The sequence below is a fragment of the Tenacibaculum profundi genome (assembly GCF_057162725.1).
Genome location: NZ_CM169894.1, coordinates 191821 through 208748, shown reverse-complemented (window position 1 = coordinate 208748; position 16928 = coordinate 191821). Strand labels below are relative to the sequence as shown.

Genomic DNA, 16928 nt, shown 5'->3' with positions numbered 1-16928 from the left:
ACTATAAATATTGTTATTTTAAAATAATTCATTCATCAACATTACCGCACTCATTATAATCATCATTCCATCTTCAACAATCGTTACTGTACTCATTGGTAAATTAAAAACATTTCCTAAACAAGCACATTTTATTGTCTTTTTATCTAAAACAGTTTGTAATACTCCTACAATACTAATAGACATCACTAAAAAAGTAATACTACTCGTTATAAGTATATTAAAATTTATTAAAAATGCTATTCCAATTATTAATTCGATAAATGCATAAATATATCCCCAATTGGGAAATTTCTTAGCTACGATATCATACATAGCATAGCTCTCTTTAAAACCCTTTAAATTTAACAGCTTGAAAAATGAAAAAATTAAAAAGAAACAAGCCATAAAATGCCTCATCCACCTGTCTACTCTTAAATTATCAGATATAATTTCAATTAAGCCTGTAGAGCAAAATATGTACAAAAAGATTAATAAAACTGGTTTATATGTCTGAAAAAAAGAATTACTTTTATCATTTGATATACTTTCTGATTTATCAGATATTTTATATTTACTATTTAAAACACTTTGCAAATCAGCTGTAGGAATATTTCTATCCATTCCTATAATTGCTGTACCGTTTTCTTTTGAAATCACAACCGACGTAATACCATTTAAAGAAAAAAGAGAGGTCTTAACTTTAGCTTCACAGCTTCCACAAGTCATTCCCTTTAAGTTATAGTTCTGAGTCATATTATTATCAATTAATAAATAAAATTACTTCTTTTCTGACTTCAATTGCTTGTATAATTTTGGATATAATTTGTAAGATTTATAAGGTTTCGATGGATTTTCGCTTGATAAATTTCGTTTTTTTGAACTGACTTGGACTTAGCCCCGTTACTTTTTTGAATTGATTACTTAAATAAGCTACAGATGAATAATTGAGCTGCAACGCTATTTCACTCAAAGTAAACTCATTATAACCTAATAATTCTTTTACTTTTTCAACTTTTTGCAAAATAAAATACTTTTCAATTGTAATCTTTTCAAATTCAGAAAATATATTGCTCAAAGTACTATAATCTTTATGAATTTCTTGTTTAAGATATTCAGATAATTTTACGTTAAGATTACTATTTTGATTTTGAACTAAATCAATAATGGTAATTTTAACTTTCTCAACAATCATTTCTTTGGAATCAGTTAAAATCTCGAAACCAAAATAATTTAGCCTTTCCTCTAACCTTTTTCTGACAGAACTAATATCCTTTTCTTTTATCTCAACTTCACCTAAAATAACTTTTTTAGGATGTAATCCTATTTCTATAAAAATTGAATTAACAACCATTTTACAGCGACTACAAACCATATTTTTAATAATAATGATCATCTCTTATCCTGAATCAACCGTTTTTAGTTTAACATAAAATCATTACCTAAAAAATAATTAAAATTTAATTTTTCTTCCAAGATATACAATACTATGGTTTCCATTAATAGACGAAGAAATTATTTCTGGAATAATTTCAATATTTCCATTATTTTTAACAAATAAAGGCACTGATTTTTCCTCTTCATAAAGCAAATTCAATTTTTTCTCAAAATCTTCTGGAGATTTCACCTTTACTTCATTCATTTCTGGATAATCCCTTGCACTTTCATTTAAATTGATAAAATCGTGTTTTGGTGTAAAAATCATATCACCATTTTCAGGAATATTTGATTTTACTTCATTCAAAGTCGCAAGTCTATACGTTCCACGTTCCCCATAAATACCAGAAAATTGAGTTATGGCATACTTATTTACTTCATCACTTCCTGTCATGGCTATTAAATAACCAACATCATTTAATTCGGCAGAATCATCAAGTGTTTCTGTGTATATATCAATGTCAAATGCTTCAATACCTAACTCTCTAGAATCTTCGATATAGCTTTTATTTTGATCCAATAATACAACCCTTCTTCCATTATTCATTAAATATTTTGCAATTACTCTTGCTGCATCCGAAGCCCCTATCATTACAATTGCTTCCGAACTTTTTAAAAATACTCCAATAACTTTTGCAAACATTCTTGCTGTAGTTGCATTTAATAGCACTGTTCCTAACACAATCATAAATACTAAAGGAGTAATGTACTCAGCTCCTTCAATTCCCTCTTTCATTAACGTAGAACCAAATAATGAAGCAATTCCTGCTGCTACAATTCCTCTTGGTCCTACCCAACTTATAAATAATTTCTCATTAAGTTTTAGTGTTGATTTATATGTACTCAAGAATACTGCTAAAGGTCTTATCACGAAAACAATTGCTGCGAACAAGAGAGCTGCATTCCAATTGAAAACAAGTAATAATTCACTAATATTCATATTAGCAGCTAAAAGTATGAAAAGTATTGAAATCAATAGTACAGAAAGGGACTCTTTGAAATAAAGCAGTTCATCAAAGCTTTTCAAATTACTATTTGCAATTACCATTCCCATTACAACTACTGACAATAAACCTGATTCATGTGCTAATAAATCAGAGAGAACGAATACAAACAATACCATGGATAGAGAAACAACATTTAATAAATAATGAGGTACTAATTTTTTATTCACAATGAAAATTAAACCATGAGCAAACGTAAAACCAAAAGTAGTGCCAAATAAAACGATCTTACCGAATTCCATTAAAGCTGTTTTAGTAAAACCACTTCCTCCACCAGCACTAATAAACTCAAACATCAGTACAGCTGCTAGAGCGCCAATGGGGTCTATTAAAATTCCTTCCCATTTTAAAACAGCTGCAACATCTTTTTTCAAAGGTATATTTCTTAGTATTGGTGAAATAACAGTGGGTCCAGTAACAATTATAAGGGAAGAAAAAAGCATTGCTATTTCCCATGGTAACTCAAAAAGGTATCTAGCTGCTACAGCTGAAACAATAAACGTAACTGCTGCCCCAATAGTTATTAACTTTGTTATTACAGGACCAACATTTGCTATTTCACTTTTTCTGAGCGTTAAGCCTCCTTCAAAAAGAATTATACTTATCGCTAAAGACACAAAATAAAATAAACCTTCTCCCGGAAAAAGACCTTTAGTACCATTCCATATTGGTTCAATCCATTTATTACCGTCATCACTAAAAAAACCAGCGGCGATAGGTCCAACAAATAAACCTATAAGGATTAAAGGTAATATTGCTGGTATTTTAAACTTCCAAGCAACCCATTGGGCTAATATTCCCAAAATGATAATTCCTGCTAACTCTAACATAAAAATTTTTTAAATTTTTTAAAAATACAGTTTTTAAGTTTTAATTTTTAATAATAATAATTCTTTTTTGCTCGTTACCAAAATTATCAATTGCTTTTATTACGTGAGACCCCGACTTTGGTTTTACTTCTTTTTCATGATAGTCTTCTGTATAGCCTATATATTTATCGTCAATATACCAATAAACTCTTACATTTGGATTTTGATGAGTAAGTTTTAAAACAAGAGAACCTAACTTTCCTTCGTTATTTTTGGTTAATGAAAAGACCGACTTATATTTTGTTGGAAAAAGAAATTCTATTGAATTATTTTCTTGTATTAAACAATCAGTCCTAAAATTTGGTAATGGTTTATAGTCGATATTTTTTTGCTTGTAATAATTTGCCATAAGCGGTGGTAGCGCAAACCATTTTATTGTTTTAATATTTGATATCGCCTCGCAATTACCATGAACTCTATATTTACCTGAATCTTCAACTGTTATTTCTAAATGATATGGGCACGAATTTGCTCTTTTACCGTTTTTAGAAATCATTTTTTTCTCTGAAGGACAAATAGGTAATGCCAAATAACCACTTTTAATACAAATATTCTCCTCGAATAAGCTTTCATATGGCTTAGAAAACCAGTTCGATTTTGGTAATACATCAAATACATTAAACATTAACGGAGCTGCACTGCCAACACCAGTCAAATCTGCTCTTCCTTCACCATCTGAGTTACCAACCCAAACACCTACTACATATTTAGGTGTTGTGCCTATTGCCCACGCATCTTTATTTCCAAAACTTGTACCTGTTTTCCAAGCTATTTTTTGAGATGAATCATAATATTTCCAAGCTTGATCAGTAAGAGGCCTATTAACCTCAGTTAGCGTATTGAGAGTAATGTATGCTGTACCCGCATCAATTGTGGTATACTCTTCTTTACGTATGCCAAAATCAGTTTTTTCATTATCTAGTATAATTGGCTGGATAAATTCATCTGAATAATACTTATTTGATGATTCTTCATAATGATTCACAATACTAGAATACCCCGCAAATGTCTTACATAAATCCCAAAGACTTGCTTCTGCCCCCCCTAATATCAATGACAAACCATAATACTCTGACGATTTATTGATATGCTTAATATGATAAGCATTAATATCATGTCTAAATTTTTCCAAACCATAGGACTTAAGCATTCTAACAGCAGGAATATTTAATGACCTAGTAAGCGCTTCATTTGCAGGTACAAGACCATCATAAGATAAATCAAAATTTTTAGGTGTATAACCTGCTATTTCTGTAGGAATATCAGGTACTAGCTGGGTTGGTAATAATTCTCCTTCTTGGAGCATGTGGGCAAATAAAAATGGTTTTAAAGTACTTCCTGTACTTCTCGGAGCAATTATATTGTTTACATCTTTTTGATGTTTTTTATCTGTTGGAGAGTTTCCTATGTATGATATTACTTTTCGTGTTTTTACATCAATTACCAAAACAGCTAAATTATAAACTTCATTCTGTTTCATTTTTAAATAATGCTGTTTTGAAAGAAAGTTAACCTGTTTTTGAAGTTGAATATCTATTGAACTTTTTACTTTTTGACCTTTCTTTACCTTTGCAATTTCTTGAATGAAATGGTTAGCTATTGTTGGCACAGGATAGGGCTTGTCCGGTAATTCTTCTTCAATTGCTAATTCATAGGTTTCAAAATCAATAATCTTTTTAGCCATCATTTTTTTTAAAAGTCTATTCCGTTTTAATCTCAATTTTTCCTGATTCTTACCTGGATAAATTAAAGATGGGGCATTAGGTAAAACAGCTAACATAGCGCTTTCAGCCCATGATAATTGATGCGGAGGTAAACCAAAATATTTCCATGCAGCCATTTCTAGACCAACTATATTTCCTCCAAAAGGTGCGTTTGAGGCATAAAGATTTAATATTTTATTTTTTGAGTACATAAGTTCTAACCTCGTTGCTAAAACTAACTCTATTAGTTTTTCATAATACGATCTTTTTTGAATTCCTCTGGAAAGTCTAATAACTTGTTGCGTTATTGTACTTCCTCCCCTTACAATTTTATTTGCCTGATAATTTTGTTTTATTGCCTTAGCTATGGAAATAGGATTAAACCCCATATGATGGTAAAAATAACCATCTTCAAACTCCAGAATACATTGTTTAAACTTGAAAGGAACAGAATCTAAATCAGGAAAACGCCACTGTCCATCATCTGCTATAATTGCTCCTAATAAATCTCCATTACTTGAAGTAACAACTGTTGAAGTTGGTAAAAAAAACAAGTTCTTGGGCAAACAAAAATAATATGATACCAAAAAAGCAAAGAATAAGATACTTTTTATTTTATTGCTTTTCAGATAGGTTTTTATTCTTTTCACGTATTTAAATTTTAACAAAAATAAATAATAAAAAAGTGACCTTCTTTATCCCTAATTAAACTAATTTAAATAACCATAAATATTGAGTTTACCTTTCTCAAAAAAGTTTATATTTTTTGAAAACTCCATCTATACAAATCATTATATAATGTATACACGAATTTTTCTATTTTTTAATTTAATATTATTCAATTTTGATACTAGTTTTTTTGCCTCCTTCACGGGAACTGCTACAAAAGCACAATCTTGCTTCAACTCGATAATTCCAACTTCATCTCTTTTTAAATTTCCTTTCTTAAATAGCAAACCTGCAATATCTCCCTTAGATATTTTATCCTTTCTTCCGCCAGATATAAAAATCGTTTCCCAGTCTGATTCTAAAGTTATTCTTTTCTGAGATATATCAGCATTTGAAATACCCTTTATAAATTCAGGTAACTCTTTCACTTCCGACTTAAAAACGTATGCTGTCCCCTCTTTATTAACTCTCGCTGTCCTACCATTTCTATGGGTAAACTCTTCAATACGAAATGGCAATTCATAATGGATTATGTACTTTATTTCAGGGATATCAATCCCTCTTGCTGCTAGATCAGTGGCTAATAAAATTCGACTAGTACCATTTCTAAATTTTATCAACGATCTTTCCCTATCTCTTTGTTCCATTCCTCCTGAAAAACAACTATGCGAAATGGATTTTTTGGTAAGAAAATTACTTACTTTTTCTATACTGTCTCTTAAATTAACAAATATGATACCTTGGCAGTCGTTACCAATATGTTGCAATAGTTCTACTAACTTTTTCTCCTTATTATTAAAAGACCATAGTACCTGTTTAAGTACTAATCTTTCATTTATTTTACCTGTTAAATAATTTAATATTATCGGATCTTTCAGTCCTACAAATTCAGGTATTTCAATTTCCTGCGTAGCTGAGGTTAAAACTTTTTTTATCGAAGTAGGTATTTCTCTAATTATATCTTTCATTTCACTTTCGAAACCAACTTCAAGCGATTTATCAAACTCATCAAGTACTAAAGCTTTTAAATAACTCTTATTGAACCGATTATTCATAAAATGATCAGAAATTCTACCAGGAGTACCTATTAAAATACTTGGCATATGTTTCAAATCTTCTTTATCTTTTGCCATGGCCCTACCTCCGTATACTGCATTAACCTTTACGCCAGCTCCCATTTCACGAACCACTTGTTCAATTTGAATAGCTAACTCTCTTGATGGTACTAAGATGAGTACCTGAACTTCTTTCTTGTTTACATCAATCATTTTTAAAACTGGAAGTAAAAAACTTATCGTCTTACCAGTTCCCGTTGGTGATAATACTATAGTATTGTTAGTGCTATCAATTACAGAAGTAGCCTCTTTCTGCATTTTATTTAATTCATCGATATTTAACTTTACTAAAATATCTTTTTGAGTTTTCTTTAAGTTTCCTGTCATATCTTTGAACTAATTTAGTTTTGCAAAGATAGATGGTATTGAAGCCGGTTTAATCAATTAAATAATATTAATTTAAATAGTTAAAACAATTTAAGTAATCATTCTTCACTTTTTAAAATCTAGTAAACAAACACTTAAAATCACTCCTTTTCTCCTTCATAACTTTTCGATTTAAAGAATTAAATAATTAAACCTGTTATGATTTACATTTTTCTTTCTTTAGTTGATATTTGATAATCAGTTCTATTAAACATTTAATAATTTATATCCTATTAAATAACACTTATCGCATTTGATTTGTAGCTAAAAAATTACATATTTGATAAGCAAATCAAACTTTATTAAAATGAACAAAAAATTTAAATTCTCAGCTAAAATAGGGTATTACTACATCGTAGGAAAAGCAAAAGTTTTACACCCACTTTTGCCAAAGAAATTAAAAAATAAATTACCTATAGGATGGAATTTCCATATGTTTTGGAAAGCTTTTAAAACAGGTGGAACAAGAATATATAACGATTATTATTCTGAAATGAAAATGCCTTCGTCATTTACCCCTAAAACAACTACCAATTCATCATTTTCTCTGAGTGAAAAAGATATTAAATTCTTTTATGAAAATGGTTATGTGGGACCTTTTGATTTAATTTCATCAGATGAAGCTGAAAAACTGAAATCACATTTAACCAATACCATTTTAAATAACGAGTCAAAAACTTGGAAGTATGAATTTGAAGATAGCTCAGGGCTAGCAGACGAACTTTTCCCTGATAGCGAAAAAGAAGAACTTACAGAAGAGTATAAAAAAAAGATACTTTCACATGTAAACAAAACAAATAGGCATTTCGACTCAAAAGAATTACTCAATATTTTTAAAAAACCAGAAATTGTAGATCGTTGTGCTCAATTACTTGGAGAAGATTTACTTTTATGGAGAACTGATTGTTTTGAAGTACCAGGAAAATCACCAGGTACTCCATGGCATCAATCAAGTAATTGGTTATTACATAATATGAGAGAGTCAGTGGTTAACCCACCCAATAACGAAGAGTTATTCCAATTAACTTGCTGGATTGCCTTAACAGATGCAAATAAAGTTAGAGGCTGTATGCGTGTAATTCCAGGAAGTCATAAAAAAATATACCCTTTAATTGTTGAGAGAGAAACTTCAAAAACAAACGAATTATATCGATATGATAAAGGAACAATAGACTTCCCTTTTGAAAACTCAAAAGAACATCTTATCGAAGCAAAAGCAGGACAATTCTTTTTATTTACAGAAAGAGTTATTCATGGCTCTGTTCCAAACTCTACCGAGAAATCAAGATGGGCTATTAACTCAAGAGTAGGTAGAACTAATACTCGATTTTATACAAAGTCTATGTTAGAAGAGGGACATCAAATAACCTATCATAAAGTTAAGAATGTAAGTCTTGATCAATGGAAAGCAATTTTATTAAAAGGAAAAGATACTTTTAAATACAATAGATTATAATCTTTATCAAAGATTACTTTGCAAAGTACATCGTTAAACAATACCCCTAATTTTTTTATTTTTAAAAAAATTAGGGGTATTGTTAATCCTTTTTAATTAGATTATTCTACCTGTTATCTACTTAATTACTTTTACCCATTTTCCTTTAACTCTCGTTGTAAAATCATTATCATACATCGCCTCTATCTGCGCTCCTGGCAAATAATAATTACCCAAATAAGATGCGTTTAATAACACTCTGAAAGTCTTTATTTCAAATTCTTTTAACGAAAAATAATGGCTTACTCTTGCATCTCTTATATCTGTAAAATTTACTTTTGAAGAAACTGTATGATTTCCGAAATCTGTAAACCTAGTGTTTATAATTTCCCATCCAGAAGGAATATATTGTGTTAATGCAATATTATTAATATTAAAATTAGTTTCATTTTTAACAGTTAACTCAGCCACAAAATTAGTTCCCCGGGATATTTCTTCAGGATTAATTCTCTCACCATTTTTCGTTCTATATGAGATGTCCATTTTTAAATTTCTTTTAAATGCCTTTTCTTCTCCAACAGGTAAAACCCCCTTATTTAAAACTCTAACATACAATGTATTTTCTCCTTTATTTATAATGCTTATAGTATTCTTTTTTCTCTCAATCGCTATTTCTTTATTAAATAAAGACTTGCTTGTATTTACTTCTTCTGAAACTCCATTTAAACTATAATTAACAACAATACCTCCTTGATTTCCTTTATTTTTTAATATATAATTGCTTATTACAAACAAACTGTAAGCTGTAGTTTGAGTACTCATCCAAATATCGCTCGACAAAGCTTTTGCTATTTTTTTGACTAGTTTACCTTCTTGAAAACCATCTCCCAGCAACATATATGTTTCTAAAGCCATTGCTTCATTTCTAATTTTAGAACCATAATTTTTATAGAAATTCTGGTTAGGTTTTTCTTTTGAATTTTTTGTGATTATTGAACTCGCAATAGAATGTTTACCTATTAAAGCATAGGAAGTTGCCAAACGAAGCTTTGCTTCGTTTGAGATGTCATTAGCTTCTTTTAATCGATTCATTGAAGCTAAATCTGGGCTATTAGCTAAACTTAGTGTATATAAGCGATAAGCTTGGCTCAGATCATCATTAGCATAATCTTTATTATTTCTCCATTTTCGAGATTGTTCTTTTTGAAAATGAATCCATTTATTTTTAAACCCTATCGGTAAAACATACCCCTTTTTAGCTGCTTCAATCAAAAAATGCCCTACATAAGAAGTTGCCCAGTAATCCGCCCTTTTATTTCCCTTCCAATAAGAAAAACCTCCATTCAGCAATTGAAAATTAGATAATTTTTGAATTGCTGCTTTTACATTCCTTTCTATTTTCTCTTTTTTATCTAATGATAAATCAAAAATATCTGAAAAATATAATTGAGGAAAAGCACTAGATGTTATCTGTTCAACGCATCCGTGTGGATATTTAATCAAATAATCTAATCGTTCTGTAAAATTAATTGGCGGTAAACTTGACAATTCAATCGTTATTGTATTCGTGTCTGTTGTTCCAAAAGAGTTTAGTATAATTTCTTTTTCTTCTCTATCTTTTAAAACAAAATCTTTAACCTCTGTAGTAACTGGATTGGGGTTTAATACATCTATTTCAACCTCATAATTAGCCTTTTCTTTCCCTGAAGTTGCCTCTACTTGGACTTTCCCTACTCCCTTAAAATCATTTACTTTAAGAGTAAAATAAGCCATCTTTTCATCTGGCTCATTGAATGATATTAATTCAGAATTATTACCAATTATAGAATACGATTCATTAGGTAAAACTTTTACTTTAACATTTTTAATACTGGGCTTCATTGCAAAAATCGTAACAGGTAACGTTACCGTCTCTTGGGGTGTTATTTTTCGTGGTAAAGACGCCAGTACCATTAATGGTTTACGAACATATACAGATTTTTCAGCACTTCCATAAGCTTCCTTATCTGCATCTGTCGCTATGACCATTACACGCACAGAACCAATATATTTTGGTATTTTTATTTCGTGCTTACCAATACTTTTCTTGTCTAACTTAAAAGGACCTAAATAAGTAATCATTGGCTTAAATCTATTTGCCTTTTTATTTTTACTTCCCGCTTCAGACTCATCCCCTCCAATACTTAAAATTTGATTTACTTTCCCCCCATAGGCTCCAATAACATCATCAAAAACATCCCAAGTTTTAACTCCTAAAGATTGTCGAGCATAAAACGTTTTGTATGGATTTGGAGTTTTAAATCTAGTTAAATCTAATAGTCCTTCGTCAACAACAGCGATTGTATAATTCATTGACCTTCCTTCTTTTTCAGAAACTTTTATTATAGCTGTTGTTTCGGGTCGAAGCTCATTAGGTAATTCTATTTGAGGAATTATATTTTTGGAAGGATCATTTACCATTATAGGTATTACTCCATACATTCTTATTGGTAAGTCGTTAATACTTTGATTATGTTTTTGTAATAACGATATATTTACAAATATGTTTGGTGTATAATTTTCTAAAATAGGAAAAGAAAATTCTGTTTGTTTAGCCTTTGTTTCTATCCAAAAATGATCTAAAACCTCTGTCCCATTTTCTATAGTAATTAAAGCTCTCCCTGCTTCAGAAGAGGGAAACTTTAAATTAGCTATTTCATTTACTTCATATGATTCTTTATCTGAGGTAAACACTAACATGGTCGCATCTGTCTTATCTTGATTTCTTTTTTTATCACCATACCATGAAGGCCAATCAAAATATACTATGGATGAAGTTACATGATTACTACTTTTATCTATAACCTTGACTAAATAACGTCCCCAATCACTTTCATCTATTTCTAGATCAAAAGTTCCTTTTCCTAAACTGTTGGTTTTTAGAGATAATGTTTTGAAGGGCAAATGATGTCTCGTTCCGTCATAATTGGATAATCCATTTTCAGTACTACTCCACCACCATCGCCAAGTAAGCTTATATATTTTTACTTCTATATCATTCGAAATCCCATTGCCATTTTCGTTTACTGCGGCAACATTAAAAGTATAATTTTTATCCGTATATAAATAATTTCTTGATTGCTTTTCTTTGGCTTCTAATAAACCTGCATAACTCTTATAAGGAGATATTTTTTGACTAAAAACATCAGTGCTAAACCCTCCTCCATTTTCATACACCTTAGAAATAAATGATGCTTTTAACATTCCAGGAGCCTTATTGTCTAATTGAGGTTTAACTGAAAAACTAGATGTCCCATCATTATTCAAGCTACCCCTTAAAACTTTAAATTCTTCTGTTTTAAATTTTTTTGTTATATCATCAAAATTGTATTGAGTAAATTTCGGAAATGAAGTGTTTGACTGAGTAAACTTACCTGTTATATCAAACTTTAATTTTTTTGCTATGGCACCATGCAACCAATTTACTTTAATGTTTCCTGTGATAGATGAATTTGATTTAATGATTTCGTTGTTCAATTTCATTTTTATTTTTAAACGATTTGGTTTTATGGTTTCTATTTTAAGATTTTTATAAAAATTAGCTCCTCCTACTTTAACCTTTACTTTCCATATACCTGTAATTGCTTCTTTTTCTGTTTTTGGTGAGTAAGCATAGAGGTTAGAATTATTTTTTTGTAACACAATTCGATCTATAATCTTACCTCTAGGATTGATCAATTCAAACGTTATAGGGTGGCCTTGTGGAATAGGGTTTTCTTTATCATTTAAAACAAATGTTAAAAACAACTGATCTCCTGGTCGCCAAACACCGCGTTCTCCGTAAATATATCCTTTTAACCCTTTTTGTAATTTAACACCGGAAACATCAAACTTACTCATTGACAGCGAATTTCCTTCATTAAGTTTTATATAAGTAGTGTTATTTTCTTTTTGTATGGTTGCGAAGAAAGCCTTGTATTCGCCTTTAATTTCAACAATTCCATTTTCATTAGTTACTAATTCTGTAATTGGTTGTTGCTGCAAATTATACAAGGTTACCTTAGCATTCGAGACAGGCTTTGTAGTTAAAATGTCAGTTACAGCAAAAAATATTTTATTATTGTTACTTTTTTTGACAATAGCACCTAAATTAGTTGCCAAAATATTAGTGCTAATTTTTTTATTGTAAAAATAGGAGCTAGTACAAGGATTATCTCTATCCCTCCAAATATATTCACCATATTGATAATTATCATAATAAAAAGTATTAGTATCATACTTTTTTGTGTCTACTTCCTTTTTTCCAAAAACAATAGTATGATTCTTAATATCACCGTTGCAACTGTAATTTGAATATTCTTTTAGATAACTAAATTCAATTCTATACATTGCACCATTATCTACTTTAATAAAATCTGTTAAATTAAAAGCAAAAGCATTTTCTTTACTTAAATCCAATCCTTTATTTTCTAAATTTACCGTATATTTTGCTAAAGGTCTTCCAACATATCTTATATTTCCGTTATTATTGAGATTATTATTTTGTAAAAACTGTAAAATATTATCTTCATAAATTTTATAAATCGTAGCATCTACAGCTCTTAAATTAACTGCTTTAAAATTAATTTTAAGATTATCAGAATCTGGAAGAATTATACCACTGTTTATAAAACTTACCGAAGGTTTAATTTGTTCAAAGTATACCTTTTTTATAAAATTTTGTTTTAATTTAAAACCTTGAACGTTTTTAACCCCCTTAAAAACTTCAATCTCAACCATATTTTTAAACTCAGTTGAAGGAAATACATAGATTGTATTTTTATTAATTTTATATGTAAATTTTCGTTTCTGGGTATTTATAAATTGAATTAGTCCTTCTAAATTTTGTTCTTTATCAATAGCATCGGAAAAACTAATTTCAATATGTTGATTATCGCCATTGATTACTTCTACATTGAGTACTTTGAAATTATTTTTTCCTGTAATACTAAGCTCCTTTTCACCTGTTGTAGTAGACTTTAGCTGACTTCCATCCCATGACACTTTTAATAACTCATCATCATCAAACCTTTTCAAACTATCTATTTTAAAATAAGCTTTTGAAATATAACCGCCAATAGTTTCAAATTTGATGTCTTTTGATTTACCTTTGTAATTAGCTTCTATTAAACCTGAAAGCATTTTGCTATTTATTAAATCACTTACTGTAAGCATTCCTTCCACAAAGTACCAATCTTTATTATATACTTTTACTGGTTCAAATGAAACATTGTAAACTAACTTCTTGGTCTTAAATTTTACGATAAAGTCTTTTAAATTTTTATGAACATTATTGTACAGCTTATCTAAATGTAAAGTTACTGTATACTCTTTATCATTTTCTAAACTTTCTAATGGATCAAATATTAGTACATTGTCTTTCAAACTAATTTTTCCTCTTACATTTGGATGAACACTTATTACATCGGCATTTATTTTAGTTGTGTTTGGTATTTTTTTCAATTGATATTGAATATTTTCAGAGCTGGAAATTAATCTTTCAGGAAAAACACTTATATACTGGCTATAAGCATTAAAATTACTTTCTTTACTTGACTCCTTTTTACAGGTTGAAAAAAAAATTGAAAATATGGCTAATAATAATAGCTGGAATCTAGGCATGAGAATGCATTTTTTCATACAATAATTTATTTTTTTTATTTTAAATATTAAAATTTTAAGCAAAAAAACTTTATTATCCTAGTTTAAATAAAAAATATATTTGTTTGTTATACTAATGCGTCACCTGAATACAATATAAAAACTTTTCTATTTTTTAACCATAACTAACTTTAAAATATCAAATAAGTCAAATAAAATTTTATTAGTGGTGTTTAAATGCAATTTATTTTAATACAAAAAATGTTTAACTTCCTAAGTTAACAAAACTAATTAATTTTAGTTTATTTATAAAGCTCGAAATAAGGATATTTTATAATTTTGTTTTTATAGATTATAATCAGGCTTCCCCGTAAAAAGAGGACGTCATATATACAAGAACAACAGAATATGCTTGGATTAAAATTTGAAACAGAAACTTCTTGGGTAGAGGTAGCCAAAAATGGATTGCAACAATTACTAACTGACCATGCTTTTGCTGAACAAAAAGCAGCTTCTAATGCCGTTTCTATTATTATAAATTATTCGGAGGAAACTGAACTAGTAAAAGATATGAGTGATATTGCCATTGAAGAAATGGAGCACTTTAGAATGGTTCACAACCTTATGATTGAAAGAGGGATGGTATTAGGCCAAGCAACAAAAAATGACTACGCATTAAAACTTCAAAAATTCTTTACTAATACTGGAAACAGACAAGAAGCTTTAGTAAACAGGCTTTTAGTCGCTGCTCTTATAGAAGCGAGAAGTTGTGAGCGTTTTAAAGTTTTTGCTACCCATATGAAGGATAACGAATTGTCTAAATTCTATACTGATTTAATGGTATCAGAAGCAAATCACTATACATTATTTTTAGGATATGCAAGAAAATATCTGGAAAGAGATATCGTAGATAAGAAATGGAACGACCTTCTTTCTTTCGAGGCAAGAATGATGAAAAATAGAGGTAATATAGCCAAAGTTCATGGATAGCTAACTATCTGTAACTTTTAAATTTTTATCAATATAATTATATATCATAAAAGCAATCTTTTTTTTAATTATTTTCACCAACACAACATAAATGTTTAGTAAAGAAGACTCTACAAAACTTAGAAAAGAGTTTTGGACTAGTTTTGGAAAATCTTTTCCAAGAAAATGGTTACTGTATAATACTAAAATAAAAGGATTATCGTTTAAATTTCAAGCTGATCGAAAAAAAGCTTCGGTTTGTCTTGATTTTGATCATCCTGATGAAATAGCTAATGAATTATTATATGATCAATTAATTTCATTGAATAAAATATTGATTTCTGAATACCTCCCTGAGGTAATTTACGATAGTCAATTTGAATTAGAAAGTCATAAAATAATAAGGCGTATTTATGTTCCTTTTAACAAGAAATTTAGTATTCACAATAAGGATACTTGGCTCGAATGTTACGAATTTTTTGTTGAAAAGATGACAAAGTTCGAATTATTTTTTTACGAATATGAAGAATTTATAAAACAAGTCATTTAAACTATAAACCTAAACAAATATGAAATTTTATCCCCTAAAGTTAATACTAATTATGCTATGTAGTATTATCATTTCTTGCTCATCTGATTCTAATGAAATTAACTTAAATGAGCCTGACACCAATATAGACTCAGGTACAGACTCAAGCACAGACACTGATACAGACACTGATACAGATACAGACACTGGTACAGATACAGACACTGGTACAGATACAGGTAATAACTCAAACTCCAATACAAGTTATGAAATTGAAATAATGAAATTAATTAATCAACATAGAATAGATATCGGGCTTTCGGAATTAAAGATTTTAGATGTTATAAAATCGCAAACCGATAAGCACAATGATTATATGATTATAAAAAAGGAAATATCTCATGATAATTCTGGCGATCGTTTTAAATATTTACAAACACATGCAAATGCAGTTGGTTTTGCAGAAAATGTTGCCAGTGGTTATACATCTGCAAAAGCAGTTGTTGATGGTTGGATTAAAAGCGAAGGGCATAGAAAAAACATTGAAGGTAACTATACTCATTTTAATTTAACAGCGAAACAAAATCAAAATGGCTACTGGTACTACACGAATATTTTTATAAGAAAATAATTAATTACCATTTATATATATAACATACTAAAAATAACCCTTCTAAAAAAGAAAGCTATTCAAACTGAAAATGACACAAATTTTCATATGGTTTGAATAGCTTTTAAATATAGTATCATATAAATTTAATACTCAATGGATATGTTGGCTCTTCGTTATTACTTGCCTTGATTGCGTTGATAATGGGATAAATAAAATAAAAAATACCGATAACAAGCATTCCTAGTAAACCTAAACCGAAAAATATTACCAGAGGAACGCAAACTAACAAATATAAGAACATGGTTATTCTAAAATTAATAATAGAGCGTCCGTGTACATCCATATTCACTATTTCATCCTTCTTTAATATCCAGATAATTAATGGAACTAGTAATCCTCCAATTCCTGTTACAAAATCTAACAATTGACTTAAATGTGTTACGACTATTAATTGTCTATTTATTTTCATAAAATCTTTTTTTGTTGGTTATACTATTTTGACGAATTAAACTCATTTTTGTTACATTTTTCAATTAGTGAAGCTCCCAAATAAAAGACTACCGCTTAACTTATCTTTTGGTCTAAAGTTTAAATTTTTCTTCTTATTTCTAAAGGAAAGTT

11 protein-coding genes are annotated in these 16928 nt (G+C 29.2%); 4 read left to right on the top strand and 7 right to left on the bottom strand.

Annotation, left to right across the window (positions count from 1 at the left end; genetic code table 11):
• Positions 1–18 precede the first annotated feature (18 nt).
• The 5 genes from AC2GW8_RS00680 to AC2GW8_RS00660 all read right to left on the bottom strand — a co-directional run bounded on the left by AC2GW8_RS00680 (position 19) and on the right by AC2GW8_RS00660 (position 7103).
• The gene (locus AC2GW8_RS00680) at positions 19–735 is read right to left on the bottom strand and encodes a heavy-metal-associated domain-containing protein (protein WP_440880878.1); all 717 of its coding nucleotides are present in this window, start codon (positions 733–735) and stop codon (positions 19–21) included.
• A gap of 79 nt (positions 736–814) precedes the next feature.
• Entirely contained in the window at positions 815–1375 is a 561-nt protein-coding gene (locus tag AC2GW8_RS00675) for a helix-turn-helix domain-containing protein (protein ID WP_440880877.1), read from the bottom strand.
• A gap of 57 nt (positions 1376–1432) precedes the next feature.
• Entirely contained in the window at positions 1433–3250 is a 1818-nt protein-coding gene (locus AC2GW8_RS00670; RefSeq protein ID WP_440880876.1) for a cation:proton antiporter, read from the bottom strand.
• A gap of 40 nt (positions 3251–3290) precedes the next feature.
• Positions 3291–5642 carry a penicillin-binding protein 1C gene (gene pbpC, locus AC2GW8_RS00665; RefSeq protein WP_440880875.1) on the bottom strand — a complete coding sequence of 784 codons (2352 nt, stop codon included), beginning with the start codon at positions 5640–5642 and terminating at the stop codon, positions 3291–3293.
• A gap of 141 nt (positions 5643–5783) precedes the next feature.
• Complete coding sequence (locus AC2GW8_RS00660) at positions 5784–7103, bottom strand: DEAD/DEAH box helicase (protein ID WP_440880874.1); 1320 nt, start codon at positions 7101–7103, stop codon at positions 5784–5786.
• Between the two features lie 346 nt (positions 7104–7449).
• Between AC2GW8_RS00660 and AC2GW8_RS00655 the strand changes: the two genes are divergently transcribed.
• Positions 7450–8598 carry a phytanoyl-CoA dioxygenase family protein gene (locus tag AC2GW8_RS00655; protein ID WP_440880873.1) on the top strand — a complete coding sequence of 383 codons (1149 nt, stop codon included), beginning with the start codon at positions 7450–7452 and terminating at the stop codon, positions 8596–8598.
• 117 nt (positions 8599–8715) lie between these two features.
• Here the strand turns inward: AC2GW8_RS00655 and AC2GW8_RS00650 are convergent, their stop codons facing one another.
• Positions 8716–14235 (bottom strand): alpha-2-macroglobulin family protein, encoded by a 5520-nt coding sequence (locus AC2GW8_RS00650; RefSeq protein WP_440880872.1) that lies wholly within the window; start codon positions 14233–14235, stop codon positions 8716–8718.
• A 369-nt stretch (positions 14236–14604) separates the two neighbouring features.
• On the opposite strand from AC2GW8_RS00650, the gene AC2GW8_RS00645 reads away from it, so the two are divergent.
• From AC2GW8_RS00645 to AC2GW8_RS00635, 3 genes are all read left to right on the top strand, one after another.
• Positions 14605–15186: a MiaE family protein gene (locus AC2GW8_RS00645; protein WP_440880871.1), complete on the top strand. Its 582-nt coding sequence runs from the start codon at positions 14605–14607 to the stop codon at positions 15184–15186.
• Between the two features lie 91 nt (positions 15187–15277).
• A complete protein-coding gene (locus AC2GW8_RS00640) occupies positions 15278–15715 on the top strand; it encodes a DUF4268 domain-containing protein (protein WP_440880870.1) in 438 nt (145 codons plus the stop codon).
• Positions 15716–15734: 19 nt separating this feature from the next.
• A complete protein-coding gene (locus AC2GW8_RS00635; RefSeq protein WP_440880869.1) occupies positions 15735–16325 on the top strand; it encodes a CAP domain-containing protein in 591 nt (196 codons plus the stop codon).
• Between the two features lie 115 nt (positions 16326–16440).
• On the opposite strand, the gene AC2GW8_RS00630 is transcribed toward AC2GW8_RS00635, so the two are convergent.
• Positions 16441–16776 (bottom strand): DUF4870 domain-containing protein, encoded by a 336-nt coding sequence (locus AC2GW8_RS00630; protein ID WP_440880868.1) that lies wholly within the window; start codon positions 16774–16776, stop codon positions 16441–16443.
• Positions 16777–16928: the final 152 nt, after the last annotated feature.

What these genes read in the sequence shown, in the direction of transcription:
- AC2GW8_RS00680 (WP_440880878.1), bottom strand. Translation starts at nt 735, where the DNA reads ATGACTCAGAACTATAACTTAAAGGGAATGACTTGTGGAAGCTGTGAA.
- AC2GW8_RS00675 (WP_440880877.1), bottom strand. Translation starts at nt 1,375, where the DNA reads ATGATCATTATTATTAAAAATATGGTTTGTAGTCGCTGTAAAATGGTT.
- AC2GW8_RS00670 (WP_440880876.1), bottom strand. Translation starts at nt 3,250, where the DNA reads ATGTTAGAGTTAGCAGGAATTATCATTTTGGGAATATTAGCCCAATGG.
- AC2GW8_RS00660 (WP_440880874.1), bottom strand. Translation starts at nt 7,103, where the DNA reads ATGACAGGAAACTTAAAGAAAACTCAAAAAGATATTTTAGTAAAGTTA.
- AC2GW8_RS00655 (WP_440880873.1), top strand. Translation starts at nt 7,450, where the DNA reads ATGAACAAAAAATTTAAATTCTCAGCTAAAATAGGGTATTACTACATC.
- AC2GW8_RS00650 (WP_440880872.1), bottom strand. Translation starts at nt 14,235, where the DNA reads ATGAAAAAATGCATTCTCATGCCTAGATTCCAGCTATTATTATTAGCC.
- AC2GW8_RS00645 (WP_440880871.1), top strand. Translation starts at nt 14,605, where the DNA reads ATGCTTGGATTAAAATTTGAAACAGAAACTTCTTGGGTAGAGGTAGCC.
- AC2GW8_RS00640 (WP_440880870.1), top strand. Translation starts at nt 15,278, where the DNA reads ATGTTTAGTAAAGAAGACTCTACAAAACTTAGAAAAGAGTTTTGGACT.
- AC2GW8_RS00635 (WP_440880869.1), top strand. Translation starts at nt 15,735, where the DNA reads ATGAAATTTTATCCCCTAAAGTTAATACTAATTATGCTATGTAGTATT.
- AC2GW8_RS00630 (WP_440880868.1), bottom strand. Translation starts at nt 16,776, where the DNA reads ATGAAAATAAATAGACAATTAATAGTCGTAACACATTTAAGTCAATTG.